The 19,401-nt window shown below is 53.0% G+C and carries 21 protein-coding genes; 5 read left to right on the top strand and 16 right to left on the bottom strand.

Translation table 11 applies throughout. The annotated features are described in order from the left end of the window. Positions 1 to 96: 96 nt before the first annotated feature. The 8 genes from KAJ71_RS01575 to ftsB form a co-directional block, all read right to left on the bottom strand. Positions 97 to 1,293, bottom strand: a complete 1,197-nt coding sequence (locus KAJ71_RS01575; protein ID WP_248944065.1) for a CblD like pilus biogenesis initiator family protein — start codon at positions 1,291 to 1,293, stop codon at positions 97 to 99. A gap of 10 nt (positions 1,294 to 1,303) precedes the next feature. Further along, positions 1,304 to 3,967, bottom strand: coding sequence for a TcfC E-set like domain-containing protein (locus KAJ71_RS01570; RefSeq protein ID WP_248944064.1), 2,664 nt, complete (start codon positions 3,965 to 3,967; stop codon positions 1,304 to 1,306). Positions 3,968 to 4,080: 113 nt separating this feature from the next. Beyond that, the gene (locus KAJ71_RS01565; protein WP_248944063.1) at positions 4,081 to 4,578 is read right to left on the bottom strand and encodes a CS1 type fimbrial major subunit; all 498 of its coding nucleotides are present in this window, start codon (positions 4,576 to 4,578) and stop codon (positions 4,081 to 4,083) included. Between the two features lie 77 nt (positions 4,579 to 4,655). Then, positions 4,656 to 5,381, bottom strand: coding sequence for a fimbrial protein (locus tag KAJ71_RS01560; protein ID WP_248944062.1), 726 nt, complete (start codon positions 5,379 to 5,381; stop codon positions 4,656 to 4,658). Positions 5,382 to 5,738: 357 nt separating this feature from the next. Further along, positions 5,739 to 6,785, bottom strand: a complete 1,047-nt coding sequence (gene truD, locus KAJ71_RS01555) for a tRNA pseudouridine(13) synthase TruD (protein ID WP_248944061.1) — start codon at positions 6,783 to 6,785, stop codon at positions 5,739 to 5,741. 3 nt (positions 6,786 to 6,788) lie between these two features. Next, positions 6,789 to 7,262, bottom strand: a complete 474-nt coding sequence (gene ispF / locus KAJ71_RS01550) for a 2-C-methyl-D-erythritol 2,4-cyclodiphosphate synthase (RefSeq protein WP_021179414.1) — start codon at positions 7,260 to 7,262, stop codon at positions 6,789 to 6,791. 11 nt (positions 7,263 to 7,273) lie between these two features. Next, complete coding sequence (gene ispD, locus KAJ71_RS01545) at positions 7,274 to 7,981, bottom strand: 2-C-methyl-D-erythritol 4-phosphate cytidylyltransferase (protein ID WP_248944060.1); 708 nt, start codon at positions 7,979 to 7,981, stop codon at positions 7,274 to 7,276. A 3-nt stretch (positions 7,982 to 7,984) separates the two neighbouring features. Next, complete coding sequence (gene ftsB, locus KAJ71_RS01540) at positions 7,985 to 8,305, bottom strand: cell division protein FtsB (protein ID WP_248944059.1); 321 nt, start codon at positions 8,303 to 8,305, stop codon at positions 7,985 to 7,987. A 537-nt stretch (positions 8,306 to 8,842) separates the two neighbouring features. Between ftsB and KAJ71_RS01535 the strand changes: the two genes are divergently transcribed. The 3 genes from KAJ71_RS01535 to KAJ71_RS01525 all read left to right on the top strand — a co-directional run bounded on the left by KAJ71_RS01535 (position 8,843) and on the right by KAJ71_RS01525 (position 11,172). Beyond that, complete coding sequence (locus KAJ71_RS01535; RefSeq protein ID WP_248944058.1) at positions 8,843 to 9,613, top strand: basic amino acid ABC transporter substrate-binding protein; 771 nt, start codon at positions 8,843 to 8,845, stop codon at positions 9,611 to 9,613. A gap of 85 nt (positions 9,614 to 9,698) precedes the next feature. Next, the gene (locus KAJ71_RS01530; protein ID WP_248944057.1) at positions 9,699 to 10,466 is read left to right on the top strand and encodes an amino acid ABC transporter permease; all 768 of its coding nucleotides are present in this window, start codon (positions 9,699 to 9,701) and stop codon (positions 10,464 to 10,466) included. Beyond that, a complete protein-coding gene (locus KAJ71_RS01525) occupies positions 10,450 to 11,172 on the top strand; it encodes an amino acid ABC transporter ATP-binding protein (protein ID WP_248944056.1) in 723 nt (240 codons plus the stop codon). The genes KAJ71_RS01530 and KAJ71_RS01525 overlap by 17 nt, the downstream gene beginning before the upstream one ends. Positions 11,173 to 11,225: 53 nt before the next feature. Here KAJ71_RS01525 and KAJ71_RS01520 read toward each other — a convergent pair whose 3' ends face one another. The 8 genes from KAJ71_RS01520 to KAJ71_RS01485 all read right to left on the bottom strand — a co-directional run bounded on the left by KAJ71_RS01520 (position 11,226) and on the right by KAJ71_RS01485 (position 17,717). Continuing rightward, complete coding sequence (locus tag KAJ71_RS01520) at positions 11,226 to 11,543, bottom strand: DUF3561 family protein (protein WP_248944055.1); 318 nt, start codon at positions 11,541 to 11,543, stop codon at positions 11,226 to 11,228. 87 nt (positions 11,544 to 11,630) lie between these two features. Beyond that, on the bottom strand, positions 11,631 to 12,248 hold the full coding sequence (gene cysC / locus KAJ71_RS01515; RefSeq protein WP_311292340.1) for an adenylyl-sulfate kinase: 618 nt from the start codon (positions 12,246 to 12,248) through the stop codon (positions 11,631 to 11,633). Position 12,249: 1 nt separating this feature from the next. After that, a complete protein-coding gene (gene cysN / locus KAJ71_RS01510) occupies positions 12,250 to 13,680 on the bottom strand; it encodes a sulfate adenylyltransferase subunit CysN (RefSeq protein WP_248944054.1) in 1,431 nt (476 codons plus the stop codon). Positions 13,681 to 13,692: 12 nt separating this feature from the next. Beyond that, positions 13,693 to 14,601, bottom strand: coding sequence for a sulfate adenylyltransferase subunit CysD (gene cysD, locus KAJ71_RS01505; RefSeq protein WP_024485711.1), 909 nt, complete (start codon positions 14,599 to 14,601; stop codon positions 13,693 to 13,695). A 10-nt stretch (positions 14,602 to 14,611) separates the two neighbouring features. After that, positions 14,612 to 16,042 carry a siroheme synthase CysG gene (gene cysG / locus KAJ71_RS01500; RefSeq protein WP_248944053.1) on the bottom strand — a complete coding sequence of 477 codons (1,431 nt, stop codon included), beginning with the start codon at positions 16,040 to 16,042 and terminating at the stop codon, positions 14,612 to 14,614. A gap of 269 nt (positions 16,043 to 16,311) precedes the next feature. Beyond that, positions 16,312 to 16,572: a hypothetical protein gene (locus KAJ71_RS01495; RefSeq protein WP_248944052.1), complete on the bottom strand. Its 261-nt coding sequence runs from the start codon at positions 16,570 to 16,572 to the stop codon at positions 16,312 to 16,314. Next, on the bottom strand, positions 16,573 to 17,235 hold the full coding sequence (locus tag KAJ71_RS01490) for an Ssp6 family T6SS pore-forming effector (RefSeq protein WP_248944051.1): 663 nt from the start codon (positions 17,233 to 17,235) through the stop codon (positions 16,573 to 16,575). A 2-nt stretch (positions 17,236 to 17,237) separates the two neighbouring features. Further along, on the bottom strand, positions 17,238 to 17,717 hold the full coding sequence (locus tag KAJ71_RS01485; protein WP_248944050.1) for an Hcp family type VI secretion system effector: 480 nt from the start codon (positions 17,715 to 17,717) through the stop codon (positions 17,238 to 17,240). 222 nt (positions 17,718 to 17,939) lie between these two features. Between KAJ71_RS01485 and KAJ71_RS01480 the strand changes: the two genes are divergently transcribed. Further along, the gene (locus tag KAJ71_RS01480) at positions 17,940 to 18,968 is read left to right on the top strand and encodes a hypothetical protein (protein ID WP_248944049.1); all 1,029 of its coding nucleotides are present in this window, start codon (positions 17,940 to 17,942) and stop codon (positions 18,966 to 18,968) included. 29 nt (positions 18,969 to 18,997) lie between these two features. Next, complete coding sequence (locus KAJ71_RS01475; protein WP_248944048.1) at positions 18,998 to 19,288, top strand: hypothetical protein; 291 nt, start codon at positions 18,998 to 19,000, stop codon at positions 19,286 to 19,288. Positions 19,289 to 19,401 lie beyond the last annotated feature (113 nt).

The raw sequence follows: 19,401 nt of genomic DNA, 5'->3' as shown, positions 1-19,401 counted from the left end.
CAATTCAACCGTCATCAGTGGCAAACGGGGCACTCAGCAAAGGGGCCGGGATTAGTTACCTGGGGTTGGTAGAAGAACAAAGACTTCGCCAACAGACTATTGGGCCGTCTTAGTGGAGGGCATATAGATAATACGTAGCGTGCCGGTATAATCCCCCGACGTTTTGTCTGACAAAGAGAATGCTGGCGTCGTCAACGTCAGCGGAGCAGGCACACAGAGAGCTGGCTTGCTGACACCGGGTAATATCACCTGGCGCTGGATATTGCGCTTGTTAGTGTCGCTCCAGATGATTTCTGTGCCGTTGGCAAGCCGCTGGGCCGCCCCGGTAGTCGGATTGATTACGCTGACCTGATAATCCAGCCTATCGCCAGCCTTCGATTTATCCCCCCCGCGGCGATAAATGGAGAACTGCCCGGCGGGGCGTCCCGCTGCCGTGACCCCTTCATCCTGTAACAACAGATTAATACGGTTGCTAGCCGAGTCGTTACCGTCGTAAAGGCACATATCCAGGCTAGTACTGCCGCTGACGGTCTTGCCGCCACCCGCTCCTGGGCGAGTATTCAGGTTCAGGTTAATCACCGGTGCCGAAGTCGGAAAAGCGGGTAGATAAATCTGCTGATTACTCTTGTCCGTCACGTTAAGAGTAATATCAGCTTGCCAGAAGGCGCGCAAATTGCCAGGACAACCATCCGTACTCGCGGTAGAACAATCATCCCAGGCTTTTACCATCATAATGAGTTGGGCACGCCAGATGCCGGGAATGGACAGTTTTTTCAACTCTGACGAGAGAATCGAAGTGCTGAATCCTCCACTGTATAAAGGAGCATCAGGTATCCAGGAGGGCCAGGTTCCCGTCGTTTTAATCGAGCGGATATCCAAGTCCTTAGTCTGCCCGTTAGTATGAGTGAAACGCAGCGTCAGCCGGGCGTTGGCCGTCTTGTTACTTGATGGCCAAAACAAACTTGTGGGGCAAGAACCAATGAGTTCATTGTTGCCGGGCAAGCAGACCAGCGAGTTGACGAAATCTTGATCTTTGCAACTATCACTAGTAATCAACGTAGTGCAAACGCCAATGTCCGTACTGCCACCAAATACGTCATTCCAGATAAAGAGTTCCTTCGGCAAACCCATACGATCAAGGGTCACATTCATCACGGTGTTCTGTGGCTGAGGAGCAACGGAGGCACTGTGTACCCGCGGTAAAACAGCCCCGAAAAGCAAACCACACAGGATAAAGGGGTTCATGCCCCCTTCGATGATAAATTTAAAACGACCGCTTATTGTTAATCGCATAGTGCATCACCTAATTCGTTTTCATTGCCGTTGGTATGGCAGCCTGGCCCTGCCTGATTACCATCAGTTGTGCCTGCTTCTGCTCGGCTGGCGGTATATTGGCCATCGTAACCCCGGTACAGCGCGTAATACCCACATAGCGCACCACGTCACGTACCGCCTGAACCGTCATTGCGCACTGGTAGAACTCCGCTCCACGCAGCAGATACAGTTGCTTCACCAACCTGACGGTCTCCAGGCTAAAACCGCCCTCGCCCAACGGCGTCCAGGAGAGGACGTTAAGGGGAATACCGTCAACCAACGGTTTGCCCTGCTCATCAAGCATTTTTCCCAGCCAGGTGTAGCGCGAGTTCACCTCGATATCCCGGCGCAATACCTTACCCGGCACCATAAACGCGGTACGCGTTCCCGCCCCACGGCGAATTTCGCTGCTGATACCGACCGGCGCAGTAAGCGACTCATTGATATCGAAAGTGGTTGGCTGATAGCCGGGCACGGTAAACAGCGCCCGACTGTGGCTACGCACGTCCGTCTGGCCAACACCATCTATCGACACGTTAACCAGCGCGGCGCGGTTTTCTGCCACGCTGTCCACCCCGACCGTAATCGCAGAGGCTGGACGGCCATCCCCCCAACGCCCCCAATACAGTCCGGTACGATCGACCAACAGTGAGGAGCTATAGCTGCCGCTGCCGCTAACCCGGTGCCGGTTGTCAGCCTTGTCATACGCATCACTGAGAGCAAGGCTGCCGTTACCGTACTGCCCACTGGCTCTCGCGTAGGTTGAGGCGTTCAAGGTCTGGCTGTTAACACCATAGAGCGAAGCGCCAAGCTCGTTTTGCCCACTCTCGTCGGTATAACGGCTGTAGTTGGCGTTATAGCTGAATTGCCCTTTTCCGCGCTGGCTATCCTGATAGCTGGCCCCCAGGGAGGTATTGCTGTTGCTGGCACGACCACCGCTGCGCCCAGAGAACGAGAGGCTGACGGTGAAATATCCCCCTTTGTCGGTGCCTTGCTGGCCGCTATCATTGCGCATAAATGCGCTGAGGCCGGTATTCACGTTAATATCGCTCACCGTAAAGGAACGGCTAACGCCAAGCTGCCAGGTGTGGCTACGCGAACTCGTGGCATAAACCTGTTCCCAGGGCGCCCCCTCTTGACGGTGTCCATCATTGTCGGGCAGTTCTCTGCGATAACGGTATCGCCCTTCGTTGCTGTTAACCGAGTAACCAACGTTGGCGAACCACTGCTCAAAGGGAACCGAAAGCATCAGGTTGGCGCTCTGGTAACAGCCGCTAAAGTTGACGCTCTCCCCCTGAGTGTTGCAGTCCGCTGCCGACATGGCCGAACGGTAAAAACTCAGGGAAAAGCCGTCGTTATAATTAAGCTGCTGGACATTACCCCGTGCACCGTCACTACCGGTGAGGTAGCTGGCGCGTGCGGTCAATATCCCGTCCAGCGGGCCGGTGTTAAAGCCGTGGCTCCAGTCTGCCGCACCTTCCCAATAGTGAACCTTGCTCAATAGCGTAGCCCCCGCCGTCAGCGACAACATATCGGTCAGCGGCAGGCGCAACCCGCCTTGCACCACACGCCGGTTACCGTCCGTACGCTGAGCGTCGCTATCATCCTCAAGCCCGGTCTGCAAGAACCACTGAAAAGTATTCAACGGGGCCACACCAATATTGGTATAAGGAACGGTTTCCGTCCTGACCAGTTGGTTATCTTCATAGACACGCAGCGTCACGGTATAGCTACCGTTGGGGAACGTGCGCGTATCCAGCTCCTGTGCGCCCGCATTCAGGTAAAAAGAGGACAATAGCTGCCCGTCGCGATAGGCATCGATACGCGCATTACGCGATAGGAACACCGATACCGGGGTTCCCTTGGAAACTTGTGCCTGATTGATCCAGGCCATGGTCGAGCCTGTACGCAGCCCACGGATTTTCCTGATCGGCAACTGGTTCAGATTGATATTACCCCCGGTGTTGCTGAAGATATCGCGCGAGTCCATCATGCCGCCTTGCAAATAGAGGCGTTTCCACAGGTCCTGGCGAAAATAGGCGTTATTCACGTCGATCTGCTGATGGCTGGCCTGGCGATAGCGCTGCCCCTGATAGGTCCAGTCGGTATTGAGGTAGCCGTTTTCTGTCACGCCTAATGAACCATTACCCTGCATAGACAAAGACTGGAATAGTTCATCGGCCACAAAGTTCAGGTTCTGCTGATGCACCAGCGCATTTTCACTTTCCGCCGTAGCCTGATAGAAACTGCTACCGGCAGCCTTTTGCGGTAAATACTGGCGGTCAAGGAACAGATTAACGCGGGCATTATTTTCGTCATAGATGATGCCGACCGTCTGGGTTTCCAGATAGTCACAGCTCGGCGCATTACCGTTGCTGCTACAGGCCAGATTGCCGTTACGCTCCAGCGCCTGCCCCAACGCAGAAGCCAGCAGTGCGCCAAGCGCGGGGTCGTCGTTGAACTGCTGTTTTACAGCCATACTCAGCTCTATTGGCTTTATGAAAACAACCTGCTGCAGATTGATATTGGCTTCATAAAGCCCAAGAGATTGCCCATAGAGGTAGACGTCGACCCAAAGTTGTTGCCCATGTGCCAACTCTTCAAAACCCGGGGGGACCTGCGGTAAAGCCAATGAGTTGTGATGAATGGTCATAAGGCCCACCAACAATCCTGTAGCCAGCTTACCGTGAAAAACCATCGTTCATCCCTGGATAACAATGGGGCCAAAGGCCCCATAAAGCATAAAGCCCAACCTCGCTAACAGCCTTAAGGCGTAGCGGTTGCCTGGGTCAGCACCAGGCTAACGATGCCGCTGTAAGTCCCGGTGGCAACAACGCCCTGAGTGGTCTGCGCAAAGCGCAGTGGCAGCACGTCTGAACCTTTCTCAACACCCGCAGGGAACAGGGTTGCCGAATCCAGCAGCGTGTTGGTCAGGCTCAGCGTTTTGCCACCCAGGCTAACGGTCAGAGGGATTTTGTTGGCACCATTGATATCGGCCAGGCTCGCCTCTCTCACCAGACGTACGTTGACACCAGATTTATCGCTGTTAGACCAGATCTTGGTATTCAGGTTAAAAGGCGTCAGGCCTTTGCCCGGCATGTACTGCATATTGATACTGCTTGGCAAAGCCGTGTTATCAGGCTGCGTCATATCGATAGTCGCATCCACGCTGGCGTTGACGGTAATATCTTTTTGTACAGCCTGAGTGGCGAATGCTGTTGCCATGATTGAAACGATCAGCAGTGGTTTAATCAACTTTTTCATAAAATCTCCATATTTATTTTCAGATAACGTCCGGCTTTACTCACCCCATAAAAATAGGGTCAATGATTTGGCTATGATTAACTATTTACAGGCAAATCAATCTCTTCGATGGCTTTTTTGAGCCAGTGATAATATCGGGCTTTATATTTCTTGCCTGGCCGCGCAATCAGCGAAGGCACTTTAAGTTCGGTACCAGGGTAGATCGTGTTCATTTCTTTTTTCCACTGGCAAGCACCGGCCAGATCACAAACCCCGATCTCGCGCAGCGGGATACGCAGCGTGCCGTCGTTAATCACCAGGCCGCGCTGGGCATCCAACCGAAGGCTGGCAACCGCCTTTTTGGGTGCAACGTGAACCAGCGCGCCCCACACCAGGCTGATACCTACTTTGGTAGAGGGGGTCTGCGGGCTGGCAGCAGCGGCGCTATCGTCTAGCTCTGGCACACCCTCAAAATAGACCCGCCAGGTGGTTTCCTTTTCCGGTAATTCCACGGCCACCAGCCGTACCAGCCGTTGGCTACCGGCGGAAATGGCCAGTTTTTGTGGCGTGATCACCAGCGAGTTTTTAGCAAACCCCTCAACGCTCACTTCTTTTTCTTGTGGTGTCCCGGGGTTGATGATTTGCTTTTCCGTCACTTTGACAAATTGCACCGCGTCGCTTTGCGACATCACCTTTATTTGAGTCGCGCCCGTTTCGCCGAGCTCAACATTCATTGGGTAAATATTCATATTAGCTAGTGCGCCGCCAGAAAAAATAGCACAAAGTAAAATACCAAAAAGGCATTTAATATCATTGATATTCATAATTAACCTGTCGTAAATTACAGTCACACCAACAGACAGCAATTAGATAATTTCTTTACTCATCTGTGCGAAAACCAAATTACGATAACTATAAATACCGCGGCGCGATAGTTCAACTTAATAATTATAACATTATCAGCACCAAAAAACTTATAACTAACACATTGATAATAAAGTAGATAATTTTTTATTATAATTAAACTAATAATCTAAATTTAGATTACATCCAGAATTGGAAAGAAAAGAGCATCACGTTGCAAATACTCTGATGACAAAGCGGGAATAGGCTGAATTTTAGTAGGGTCAAATATGTGGGAGCGTAGGGGAGCACATGCAACCCCCTACGTATGCAGTTAGTTATTCAGATATTTCTGCGTCACCGCTATTCAATTGCATTATTTCGCGCACCACGCTGGTAGCGAAACTACCTGCTGGTAACCAGAAACGGAGTTCAACGGTGACATCATCCCACCAATTCCACTGTAGTTGCTGCGGCTGTAACAGCAAAGCCCTTCGCGCAGGTTCTACGCGCTCACGCTTTAACAACGCCATCAGCTCTGGCTGCGACACCAGACAAGCTTGTTCAAAAGCCAACGCTTCCCCAGCAGTACCGGGTTCACCATCCCCCGGCAACGGAGCGGTGATCATCAGTTCACCTGCATCCAACCGTTGTTGCAGGGTGGCTAACTCCTCCGCTTTGGCCACGAACCAGCTACCACGCCCGGCAAGCTGCAATGCATCCCCTTCCAGCACCGTTTGATGCTGTTGGTTAGCCAAGCGCTGACTGGTAATGAGGTTGAACAACGCGCTACGGCTGGCAGACAGGTAGAAGCTGCGTTTGCTACGTTCCTTCACTCGGATCTCATCGCTGGCCCAGCGACGTGCCATCGTCAGGTTATTGCCGCCACGGCCAAAGCGCTGGCTGCCAAAATAGTTCGGCACGCCGCCCGCCGCGATGGCCTGTAAACGCTGCTCAACCTCTTGGTGATCGCTGATCTGGCGCAGCACCAGGGTGAATTCGTTACCTTTCAACGTGCCGATGCGCAACTTGCGTAAGTGACGAGCGGCCTGCAACACTTCGCAGCCTTCCAGCGCAAACTGGCTAAGATCGGGGGATTCTTTCCCCGGCAGATGCAGGCAGAACCACTGCTCGGTGACCGCATGGCGATCTTTCAACCCGGCATAGCTGACCGAACGGGCATGGATCCCGGCAAACTTCGCCAGATAGTCCGCCACAAACTGGGTGTTGCAGCCGTTCTTACGGATGTTCACCAGCAGGTGTTCACCTTCACCGTCAGGGGTAAAGCCCAGATCCTCAACCACCACAAAGTCTTCCGGGTTGGCTTTCAGCACGCCGGTAGCCCCTGGCTTGCCGTGTAACCAAGTCAGATTAGCCATGTCCATGCGTTATTCCTTGATCAACAGGGCAACCGCTTCGCAGGCAATACCTTCGCCACGGCCGGTAAAACCGAGCTGTTCGGTAGTGGTCGCTTTGACGTTAACGTCATCCATATGGCATTGCAGATCTTCCGCCAGGAAGATGCGCATCTGAGGAATGTGCGGTGCCATCTTCGGTGCCTGGGCAATGATGGTGACATCCAGATTCCCCAGACGATAGCCCTTGGCACGAATGCGTTTCCAAGCTTCGCGCAGCAGCTCGCGGCTATCGGCCCCTTTGAAGGCAGGATCGGTATCTGGAAACAGCTTGCCGATATCCCCCAACGCTGCCGCCCCCAGCAGGGCATCGGTGGCCGCATGCAGCGCCACGTCACCGTCGGAGTGAGCCAGCAGTCCTTTTTCATAAGGAATGCGAACACCGCCGATCACCAACGGCCCTTCGCCGCCAAATTTATGGACATCAAAACCGTGACCGATACGCATGATGCGCTCCTTTAGTTGTTCAATTGAGTCAAATAGAACGCGGCCAGCGCCAAATCCTCTGGCCGCGTCACTTTAATATTGTCCGCACGCCCCGCAACCAGCAGAGGATGATAACCGCAATGCTCCAGCGCCGAGGCTTCATCGGTCACCGTAGCCCCTTCATCCAGGGCGCGTTGCAGGCAGAGTTTAAGCAGTTCCAGCGGGAACAACTGTGGCGTCAGGGCATGCCACAGATCCTGGCGTTCGACGGTGTGTGAAATAACGTTCTGGCCCACCTGCGCACGCTTCATGGTATCACGCACTGGCGCGGCAAGAATGCCGCCGACCTTACTGTGTACCGTGATCGCCAGCAACCGCTCCAGATCGTCGGGATGCAGGCAAGGGCGGGCGGCATCGTGCACCAAGACCCATTGCGCGTTGCCTGCCAGTTGCAGCCCGGCCATGACCGAATCGGCACGCTGTTGACCCCCCTCGGTGACCACCACCCGCGGATCGCTGGCAATGGGTAACATTTTAAACTGTTGGTCTTCGGGGCTGATAGCAACGATCACCTGAGTAATACGCGGATGGCGCAGCAAAGCGTGGATCGCGTGCTCAAGAATAGTTTGATGGCCGATAGTTAAATATTGCTTCGGGCAATCGGCCTGCATGCGGCTGCCAATACCGGCAGCGGGCAGGACGGCGATCACCTGAGGAGAGGAGCCTACGGATGGATTCATGCGTTACTTCGGTGGGTTGTTCTGTGTGGCAGACGCCGCGTTGCGTCCGGAAGGTTTAGGAACCAGACGATAGAAAGTCTCGCCGGGCTTGATCATGCCCAGTTCATTGCGCGCGCGTTCTTCTATCGCTTCCTGACCGCCGTTCAGGTCATCGATCTCGGCAAACAGCTGATCGTTACGCGCTTTCAATTTTGCATTGCTGCTCTGCTGAACCACAACGTCATCATTGACCCGTACATAATCGTGAATACCATTCTTCCCCAGCCACAGCGAATACTGTAGCCAGCCAAGCAGCGCCAACAAAAGCAGCGTCAGTTTTCCCATCTCCGCCCCCTAAAAAAAGCGCTTAATCATCCCACAACTTGCCGTTTGACTCCACATCAGCAGCGGCTTTTCACCTGCGGCCAGCAAACGTAATAAGAATTACCTGAGTTTAGCGCCTGATTGTCGCCTGAAAGCGGCATTAAATCCAGACGGGTGCAGCATGACAATGTGCACACATCGCCATCCACATAGTAACGTCAGTATGCAGTAAGAATAACTGGGCCGACGGTGTTTTTACCGACATTTACGCCAGCTTTTAAATAATTATTCATATTTAACACTATTAGCATTTTCATCATCAGGTAGTGGTTGTGTTTTTATTCATGTAAGTTTATTTTTATGCACCTAAAGTGCATAAATAAACCCAATATATAACCAATGAATTTCAAGTTGCAGCTAGGCGACAAGCTTGCTCATCCCCAGGAGCTTACTTTTGGGTAAGTGACTGGGGTGGGCAAGCGCAGGTAACAACGCTGCAGCTTGAAAGGCGAAGGTTATAACCTTTACTCAACGACTCAACTTATTCGGGGATACCTAATGTTAAAACGTTTAGTACTGATAAGTGCCTGCCTGGCGGCCACTTTTTCCGCGGCTTCCTTTGCCGCAGAACCGACGTACATAGTCGGCTCCGGCGGTACCTATCGCCCGTTCGAATACGAAAACAGCAAAAAAGAGTTGGAAGGCTTCGATATCGATGTGATCAAAGCCGTCGCCAAAGCGGAAGGTTTTCAGGTGAAGCTGGTGAATACGCCGTGGGAAGGCATCTTTGCCACCCTGAACTCTGGCGACCGCGACATCATCATTTCCGGCATCACCATTACCGACAAGCGCAAGCAGATGGTCGACTTCTCTACGCCATACTTCCCGGCAGAGCAGGCCATCGTGGTGCCGAAAGAGTCTAAAGTCGACTCCATCGACGCGCTGAAAACCCTGAAGGTGGGCGTGGTTAACTCCAGCACCGGCGACATCGTGGTTTCCGACGTATTGGGTAAAAACAGCACCGCCATCAAACGCTTTGATAACACCCCGCTACTGCTGCAAGAGCTGTATGAAGATGGCATTGGCGCGGCCGTGGGTGACGTTGGCGTGGCCAAATTCTATATCAAGACCCACCCGGAGAAAGAGTTCAAGCTGGTGTCAGACGCCAAGTTTGAGCGCCAGTATTTCGGCATTGCGGTGGCCAAGGGCAACGATGAGCTGCGTAACAAGATCAACAGCGGCCTGAAGAAAATCATCGCCGATGGCACCTACGCCAAAATCTACCAGACCTGGTTCGACAGCAACGTCCCTACGCTGCCAGCAGAATAAACCGGCTGTAAATAGGGGCGCAATTGACTGTGCCCCTACGTATCAATGACCTGCAAGTTCGCACTACCACCGTAAGGATTCTATTTTGTCAGCATTCCGTTGGGAGATCATTGAGGAATACGCTCCGCTGTTTATGGAGGGTGCCTGGATGACCATCAAATGTACCATCATCTGTGTGATCCTGGGCACCACCTGGGGGCTGATCCTCGGTTTAGGCCGTCTGGCGCAGGCACCGCACGGCATCTGGAAACCGATCCTGCACTATTGCGTGCAATGGCCGGTACGCATCTACATCAGCGCCTTCCGGGGCACGCCGCTGTTTGTGCAAATCATGGTGGTCCACTTCGCGCTGGTACCGCTGTTTATCAACCCGCGTGACGGCCTGTTGGTCAGCAACGGTTTGATGAGCGTCGACTTCGCACGCGCATTGCGTTCCGATTACGGTGCCTTCCTGTCTTGCGTAGTCGCCATCACGTTGAACGCCGGTGCCTATGTCTCGGAGATCTTCCGTGCCGGGATCCAGTCGATCGATCGCGGCCAGATGGAAGCTTCACGCTCCTTGGGGATGGGCTACGGCAAAACCATGCGTAAGGTGATCCTGCCGCAGGCCTTCCGCCGCATGCTGCCACCGCTCGGCAACAACGCCATCGCCATCGTTAAAGATTCGTCCCTGGCCTCCGCGATTGGTCTGGCGGATCTGGCCTATGCTGCGCGTACCGTTTCCGGCGCGTATGCCACCTACTGGGAGCCCTACCTGGCCATTTCACTGGTCTATTGGGTCATCACCTTCCTGCTCTCGCTGTTGGTGCAACACATGGAAAAAAGGTTCGGTAAAAGTGATTCGCGTACATAACCTGCAAAAACAATTTGGCGAAGCCCACGTGCTGCGCGGGATCTCCTGCCAGATCGCGCCAAAAGAAGTGGTGTGCATTATCGGCCCCTCCGGCTCCGGTAAAAGTACCTTTCTGCGTTGTATCAACGCGCTGGAAACGCTTTCGGGCGGTGAGATCGACGTCAACGGCTTTGCCATTCACGACCAGAAGACCGATCTGAACAAGATGCGTGAAAGCGTGGGCATGGTATTCCAACGCTTTAACCTGTTCCCGCATATGACGGTGTTAGAAAACATCATCATGGCGCCGATGGGGGTGAAAAAACTGTCCCGCAGCGAGGCCATTAAGCGCGCCGAGGTGCTACTGAATAAAGTGGGACTTCTGGACAAGGTCGATGCCTATCCCAGTAGCCTGTCCGGCGGGCAGCAACAGCGTGTGGCCATTGCCCGCGCATTGGCGATGGAACCGCAAATCATGCTGTTTGATGAGCCTACCTCGGCGCTGGATCCGGAATTGGTCGGAGAAGTGCTGGCGGTAATGAAGGCGCTAGCCCTTGAAGGCATGACGATGGTGGTGGTGACCCATGAAATGGGCTTCGCCCGCGAAGTGGCCGACCGGGTGCTGTTTATCGATCAGGGGATTATTCAGGAAGAGGGCACGCCTGAGCACATCTTCGGCAACCCGACCAATCCGCGCACTCAGGCATTTTTAAGCAAAGTTTTGTAACCTTCAGCACGGCTTTGACATCTCTTGGGCGCGATTTTATCGCGCCCTTGTCATTACCAACCACTGAGAAAGCTGAACACTAGCCAAAACAGGCAGATGACGGTGATACCGGTCAGCAGCAGCATGAGGAACAAACGCCCACGCAGCACTACGCTGAAGACGATCCCCAGCAGCACAGAGACTGGCATCAAAGCAAGAAAAAACGGCCAGGTATAGAGCAGGAAAAACAAGGTGTTAGGGCCGTAAACCATAAAAGGCACGGTAAACGCCAACCAATAGAAGACAAAGCCGCTGGTGCCGCCCAAAAAGGAGTATGAGGGTTCCTCTGGCTCGAGTTGGCTATCAATCACTAGTGGCGTGGCATTTTGCATAGCGTTCCCTGGTCTATTGGCTCGCTCTGCGGCGACTTACTAGAGTAAAAGCGCGTGGCTGGATCACGCCATGCGCCTTTTTCGAATTCAGGGTTTGATAATAGCCTCACCACGCAGCAGGTCTAACAATTGCGCGGTCAAATTTGTTACCAATTGTTCACCATTAAGCCGGATATCCGGCCGTTCCGGCGCTTCATACACCGAGTCGATACCGGTGAAATTACGCAACTCGCCAGCGCGGGCCTTTTTATACAATCCTTTCGGATCGCGAGTCTCACAAATCGCCAGCGGGGTGTCGACAAACACTTCGATAAACTGCCCCTCGGCCAACATTTCCCGCACCATCTGCCGTTCGGCACGATGCGGTGAGATAAACGCCGTCAACACCACTAACCCGGCATCCACCATCAGCTTGGCCACTTCGCCCACCCGGCGGATATTCTCACGCCGATCGTCGTCAGAGAACCCCAGATCGCGGCACAGGCCGTGGCGCACATTATCACCATCCAGCAGATAAGTGCTGACGCCCAGTTGATGCAGCACCTGTTCCAGTGCCCCGGCCACGGTCGATTTACCCGAACCAGACAGACCGGTAAACCACAGCACCACGCCCTGATGGCCGTTCGCGGCTTCGCGCTCCGCACGCGTTACCGCATGCGGGTGCCACACGACATTTTCGTCTTTCGCTAACTCAGCCTCAGCCACGTTAATTCCCCTTCAGCAGGTCACGCGCACCCCAGTGTGGGAAATGCTTGCGTACCAAGGCGTTCAGCTCCAGTTCAAAGGCGCTGAAATTGCCCGCCGCTGCCGGATTATCCTGCTGCAAGGCTTCGCGGATCAACCCTGCGCCAACCGTGACGTTGGTCAAACGATCGATAAAGATCAGGCCGCCGGTATCATGATTCTGTTGATAGCTGTCCAGCACCAGCGGTTCGTCGAAGGTCAGCTCCACCAGCCCGATGCCGTTCAGAGGCAACACGTCGGCCTGATACTGCGCCAGCGAGTTGATCTCCACCTGATGGCGAATACTCTCAACGCGGGCACGGGTTTTCTTACCGGCCACCTTGATGTCATAACTTTGGCCCGGCAACAGCGGCTGTTCTGCCATCCATACCACGTCCGCCAAGGCGCTTTGCGTGGCCTGTAGGGTTTCGCTGGCATCTACCAGCAGGTCGCCCCGGCTGATGTCTACTTCGTCTTTCAGCACCAGCGTGATCGCTTCACCTGGCCCAGCCTCCTGCAGATCGCCATCGAAGGTCACGATACGCGCCACGGTGGTTTCAACGCCAGACGGCAGCACCTTAATGCGCTGGCCCACGTGAACCACACCGGCAGACAAAGTACCGGCATAACCCCGGAAATCGAGATTCGGGCGGTTGACGTATTGCACCGGGAAGCGCAGCGGCTGATGTTCACGCTCGCTGATGACATCCACGCTCTCCAAGACTTCCAGCAGCGTCGGGCCGCTGTACCAAGGCATCTGGAGGCTCTGGGTGGCGACATTGTCCCCGTCCAGCGCCGACAGTGGAACAAACTTAATCTCCAGATCGTTGGGCAACTGCTCGGCGAAGGTCAGGTAATCCTGTTTGAACTGTTCAAACACCGCCTGGCTGTAATCCACCAGATCCATCTTGTTCACCGCCACCACCAAATGGCGAATGCCAAGCAGCGTGGCGATAAAGCTGTGGCGACGGGTCTGATCCAGCACGCCCTTGCGCGCATCGATCAGCAGGATCGCCAAGTCGCAGGTCGACGCTCCGGTGGCCATATTACGGGTGTACTGCTCGTGCCCCGGTGTATCGGCGATGATAAATTTGCGCTTTTCGGTCGAGAAATAGCGGTAAGCCACGTCGATGGTAATGCCTTGCTCGCGTTCAGCTTGCAGACCATCCACCAGTAAGGCCAGATCGAGCTTCTCCCCTTGGGTGCCGATGCGTTTGCTGTCGGTATGCAAGGTTGAGAGCTGATCTTCGTAGATCTGGCGGGTATCGTGCAGCAAGCGGCCAATCAGGGTGCTTTTGCCGTCGTCTACGCTGCCGCAGGTCAGGAAGCGTAGCAGGCTCTTGTGCTGCTGCGCGTGCAGATAGGCTTCTACCCCGCCCTGTTCGGCGATTTGTTGTGCAATAACGTTGTTCATTCCGGCGGCTCCTTAGAAATACCCTTGGCGCTTTTTCAGCTCCATCGAACCGGACTGATCGCGGTCGATCATGCGGCCCTGACGTTCGCTGGTGGTGGAGACCAGCATTTCCTCGATGATCTCTGGCAGCGTCTGCGCAGAAGAATCTACCGCGCCGGTCAACGGCCAGCAGCCAAGGGTACGGAACCGCACCATACGCTGGCTGATCACTTCACCCGGTTGCAGATCGATACGATCATCATCCACCATCATCAACATGCCGTCGCGTTCCACCACCGGGCGTGGTTTGGCCAGGTAGAGCGGAACGATGTCGATCTTCTCCAGGAAGATATATTGCCAGATATCCAGCTCGGTCCAGTTCGACAGCGGGAAGACGCGGATGCTCTCGCCCTTGTTAATCTGGCCGTTATAGTTGTGCCACAGCTCCGGGCGCTGGTTTTTCGGATCCCAGCGGTGGAAGCGATCGCGGAAAGAGTAGATGCGTTCTTTGGCGCGGGATTTCTCCTCGTCACGGCGTGCGCCACCAAAAGCAGCATCAAAGCCGTACTTGTTCAGCGCCTGCTTGAGGCCTTCGGTTTTCATGATATCGGTATGCTTGGCGCTGCCGTGGACAAACGGGTTAATCCCCATCGCCACCCCTTCCGGGTTTTTATGGATCAGCAGCTCGAAACCGTACTCTTTGGCGGTACGATCGCGGAATTGGTACATTTCATTGAATTTCCAGCCAGTGTCCACATGCAGCAGCGGGAACGGCAGCGTGCCTGGGTAGAACGCCTTGCGGGCCAGATGCAGCATCACCGAGGAGTCTTTACCGATGGAATAGAGCATCACCGGATTGCCGAATTCAGCGGCCACTTCACGGATGATATGGATGCTCTCCGCCTCCAATTGCCGCAAATGAGTGAGTCGTTTTTGGTCCATAACAGATCCTTTAAGCCAAATTCACGACGGCCGGGCGCACTGCCACTGCCGTCTGCGATTGATGCCCAAACCAGGCGATTTGATGGTGTAATTCCACCACTTCACCGATCACCAGCAGCGCCGGTAACGGTGCCTGCCGAGTTAATTGTTCCAACTGTTGCAAGGTGCCAGTCTGCACCTGTTGATCGGCCCGCGTGCCCCGGCTGATCACGGCGACTGGCGTATCCGCATCACGGCCATGGGCGATCAGGTTGCGGCTGATATCCGCCGCCTTCATGGTGCCCATGTAGATCGCCAACGTCTGACGCGCCCGCGCCAGAGCGGCCCAATCCAAACCGTCTTCATCGTCACGGCAATGGCCGGTAATGAAAGTCACGCTTTGAGCGTGATCGCGGTGGGTTAACGGAATACCGGCATAGGCTGTAGCCCCTGCGGCAGCGGTTACGCCCGGCACCACCTGGAAAGGGATCCCGGCAGCGGCGGCCACCTGTAACTCTTCGCCACCCCGGCCAAAGATAAAGGGATCGCCGCCTTTTAACCGCACTACCCGCTTCCCCTGCTGCGCCAGTTCCACCAACAGCCGATTGGTCTCTTCCTGGATCACCGAGTGCGCACCGGCGCGTTTGCCCACGCAGATACGTTCGGCGTCGCGACGCACCAAATCCAGCGTCTCTTCGCTCACCAGGTGATCGTAAAGCACCACGTCGGCCTGCTGCATCACCTGCAGCCCGCGTAAGGTCAACAAGCCGACATCGCCCGGGCCTGCCCCGACCAGTGCGATCTCACCTTGCGCTCCCTCGTTACCCTGCGCAAAAGCCGTTAAATTCTGCTCCAATTGCTGCTGCGCCTGCTCCACCTGACCATTCGCCACCAAAGTCGCGAAACGGCCGTTGAAGGTTTTCTCCCAGAAACGGCGTCTGCTCCCGATAGAAGTCAGCCGCTGCTTCACTTTGCCACGCAACCCTCCGGCCAGTTCCGCCATCTGCCCCAGGCTGGCAGGCAGCAACGCCTCTAGCTTCTCACGCAGCATCCGCGCCAATACCGGTGCCTGACCGCTAGATGACACGGCCACCACCAACGGGGAGCGATCGATAATCGACGGGAAGATAAAGGAGCAACGCGGTTGGTCATCCACCACGTTGGCCAGCACACGGCGCTTATCCGCTTCGGCGTACACCTCGGCGTTCAGCGCACTGTCATCGGTAGCGGCGATCACCAGAAAGACGTCGTCTAGCTGCTCTGGCACAAAGTTCTGCGCTAGCCAATCAACATGCCCTTGCAGATGTTGGTGCTCCAACTCCGCTGAGAGCGCCTGCGCCACGATCCGTACTTCGGCCCCGGCACGTAGCAGGAGGTCGACTTTACGTGCAGCCACTTCGCCGCCGCCAACCACCAGCACCGGGCGTTGTTTCAGGTCGGCAAATATTGGTAGATAGTCCACAACGGCCTTTTCATATAACAGATTGATAGGGTGACTATACGGCGTGCGATTTGCCCCCTGAAATGACGAAAAGGCATGAGATGTTCTTAAAAGGAATAAGGCAGGCCACACCAAGCCCTAAGCGGAAGGAAGAGAAAAAACGAAGATGAGACACCAGCCTGGATAGCTCTGTACCCCTGAAGTTTTAGGCAGCATATGCCTACCTTATTAACGGTACCCTGGATACACGTGGACTATTATAGGTCACTACTACCGCCACACACCCGAACTCAATAAGGTCTATGATTTTCTTTCTTGGGAGGAATAATTCCTTCTTTTATCAAGCGCTCTCGATACGCCTTTAATTTACGTTGAAGATACCAACTTAATAGACCAACCGTAATCATCATTACATTAAAATAGATCAGGTTACGCATATCATGCTTAAACAAGAAAAATGATAAAATTATAGATGCAGCACCCAACACAACAAAATAACCCAGTATTAAATCAGTGATAAAAATAATAAATTTAATTATTTTACCTTTCATTTATAACTCCAACGATAAAAATTTATTATTTATCTCTTCAAATAGAATCGGGTTGGTATTTTTTATTTTAGATGCTTTAACAAAAGGTTCTGCATATTTTTCAATTAAAAAATAAAGTAAATCCAAATCTCCTTCCGATCTTAACTTCCAATATAAATCAGGAGCATCATTCATCAATTGTCGAGATCCATACGTTGAGCGGGCTATTTTCCCACCTAACGTATATGTGGTTGTTATCGTCAGACCAGTAAAGAAACGAGGAAAAAAACCAGTCAACAGCGTACCAGTCACATTTTTAAAAAGATAGTTATTAGCTATCGCTCCTCCCGCAATACCCGCTGTCTGCCTCCGATACAATAACTGCTGTTGCTCTTCTGTCAAATTTCCATAGTAATCCTCAAAGACAATATGTAGAGTCCTATTGATTTTTTCTGAGTTGATTCCATCTTTCACCAGTTTGGCAAGTCTATGCTTGTCATTGTTTTTTTGATATCTCGAATCTGTATCTATAAAATCATAGGCGAGATAACCATAATCACCAAGAGTCTCCCATGTACCATTCAATAGAGAGAAAGTTGCATCTGCCAGATCAGAGTCTCCTAGTGCTGAAATAGACTCTGACATCTCCTCTGCTATAGTCGAAGCAACTAATGAAGCATTCATAATCAATACACCCTGTCATCCCAGAAACTATACGAACCTGTCGAGCATGATTCGTGATTGCGCGTTATATCTCTATATTTTATAGATATTGCCTCTTGTGGAATCATCCCATTATCATTAATCGAGTGAGGATAATCACACTTGATAGCTACAATAGTTGCCCCTCCCAGACGGATTGAATAATAGCGCTCTAAGCCACCGTTCACACTAGTCCTAAGGAACTGAATATTACATTCTATCTCTTCATTATTATCCATGCACGCAGCTATTAACGGGGACGATTTATCTATAAGCTTGAGAATAATGACAGGCTGGTGATTGACATGCTGAGAACGAGTAGCCAAGTGCTGATAAGATAAAACAAAAACATCATCTTCATGGCCCACCTGATACCGATTTCCTATCGAGTCAAACGTCCCACACCCAGCTGATATCAGCCCTTGCTTCTTACCTTTAATATTCATATAGATGATACTAGACATAAAAATTCCATTTTTATAATCGAAAATTATACTATCTCAACACTATACTGAAGAATTATTTATGTCTACAAGTTTGTATAAGAATTCAGCTATCTGTCAACCAAGCGGTGGTAGAGTGACTGTACGGAGTGTGATTTGCCCCCTGAAATGACGAAAAGGCATGGGGTGTTTTTAAAATGACGCCTAACTCGCTGTACGTAATAAGGTTATAGGTGAGGATTAATGGAACGCGGACTCACATTGTATGGGCAGTTGCATGCAGCCCCCGTCTTACCCACGACAGATTCAGCAACATTGCTACCTAGAATGGGCGAGTTTTTGCATCCGTTTGAGTACGCCAAGCGTTTTCCACGGGTTGCGACTGCTTTTGCCTTGGTCCGCCAGTCGGCAACACCGCTGGCTAAGCATCTTTACACAGCTTTAAACCTTCCCCGCTATCGCCATGATGCCAAAGGACAAGCCCGCTTTGTCAGCTTCAATGCTGAAGTAGAACAGCATATTAATACCCAAGATCTGCCAGCACTGTGTCAATTGCTGGCCACACGCCTAGGGGAGTTGGCACGTCGCCTTGATCACCTACTCCGTATGGAGACACAGCAAGGCAGCTCCGATGTACAGGCCCTGTTTTGCAGCAAGTTACCTCTGTTAGCCACCCCAATGTTGCTCACGCTGGCAAGCAGTTTGTCCCATCGTGACCAACGCTGGCCTGTGCGGGTCTACTTCCCGAAAGGAGCTGAGTTTCTGGCACCGGCAACCGCAGATAATCGCATGCCTCTGCCGCCGGAAGTGACACTACCGTTGGTAGCAGCCATTGAGCAGGAACTATTGCAACGCTTTGCGCGACAGCCTGATTTTCAGACTGCCGTCATCGATGAAACGCTGCGAGATATTATGGTGCCGTTCAACGAGCGCACCTCCAGTTCCCTCGCGATCGATCTACCACGCGGCTCGTTGTTATCGGTTCCTTCTGGCTGCCTGATCCGCCTATTTACGCATTGGTGTCAGCCGCCACAAGGTTATTCCACCGATCTTGATCTGGCAGTGGCTTTTTTCGATATGCGGTATTCGATCCACGTACCGTTGAACACAAATTCCAGCTTTCCGGTGAGACTGGCTCGTTTGTGCCTCTGGTTCTGGATGTGGAGGAAAGCCGTATTTTCTGGCTGGATGCCAGCAATCAGGGTGGATTCGCCTACAACAATGTCGCCAATTCGCAAACGGCATTGCAACGTATCTGCGCCGATGTCATGAACTATTTTAGTTTAGGCGTACGGCCCACGATGTTTCAGCTAACAGTACTGCATGCCGCAGCACGCACTCGGCAGGTATGGGTTCGTGGCCAGAATACGGTTCTCTACACCAGGTATGATGATGAATCCCCTTGGGATTTTTACCAACGTATTCTCCAGGGGAGCGGTAGCACGGCGTACACTACACCACCTGATTTTGACGAACCCATGTTAGTCGCGGTATTGGAGGGTGATTTCAATCTGCCGCCAGAGAGTGTGGGTTATGCGCTGATACGTGGGAAGTGGCATGACACTATCCAGGCCAGCGACTGGTTATCGTAGGCTATCGGGCGCTGTATGGCCCGCACCTCATACAAAAATTAGGACGCGAAGAAATTGTCTTATCGGTGCTAGCGCCCCATACTAAACACCGCAAAAATAATCGGCATCACCGC

This window comes from Serratia silvae (assembly GCF_023282985.1).
GTDB lineage: Bacteria > Pseudomonadota > Gammaproteobacteria > Enterobacterales > Enterobacteriaceae > Chania > Chania silvae.
The sequence above is the reverse complement of the archived record's forward strand: the minus strand, read 5'-3'. Positions and strand labels throughout refer to the sequence as shown.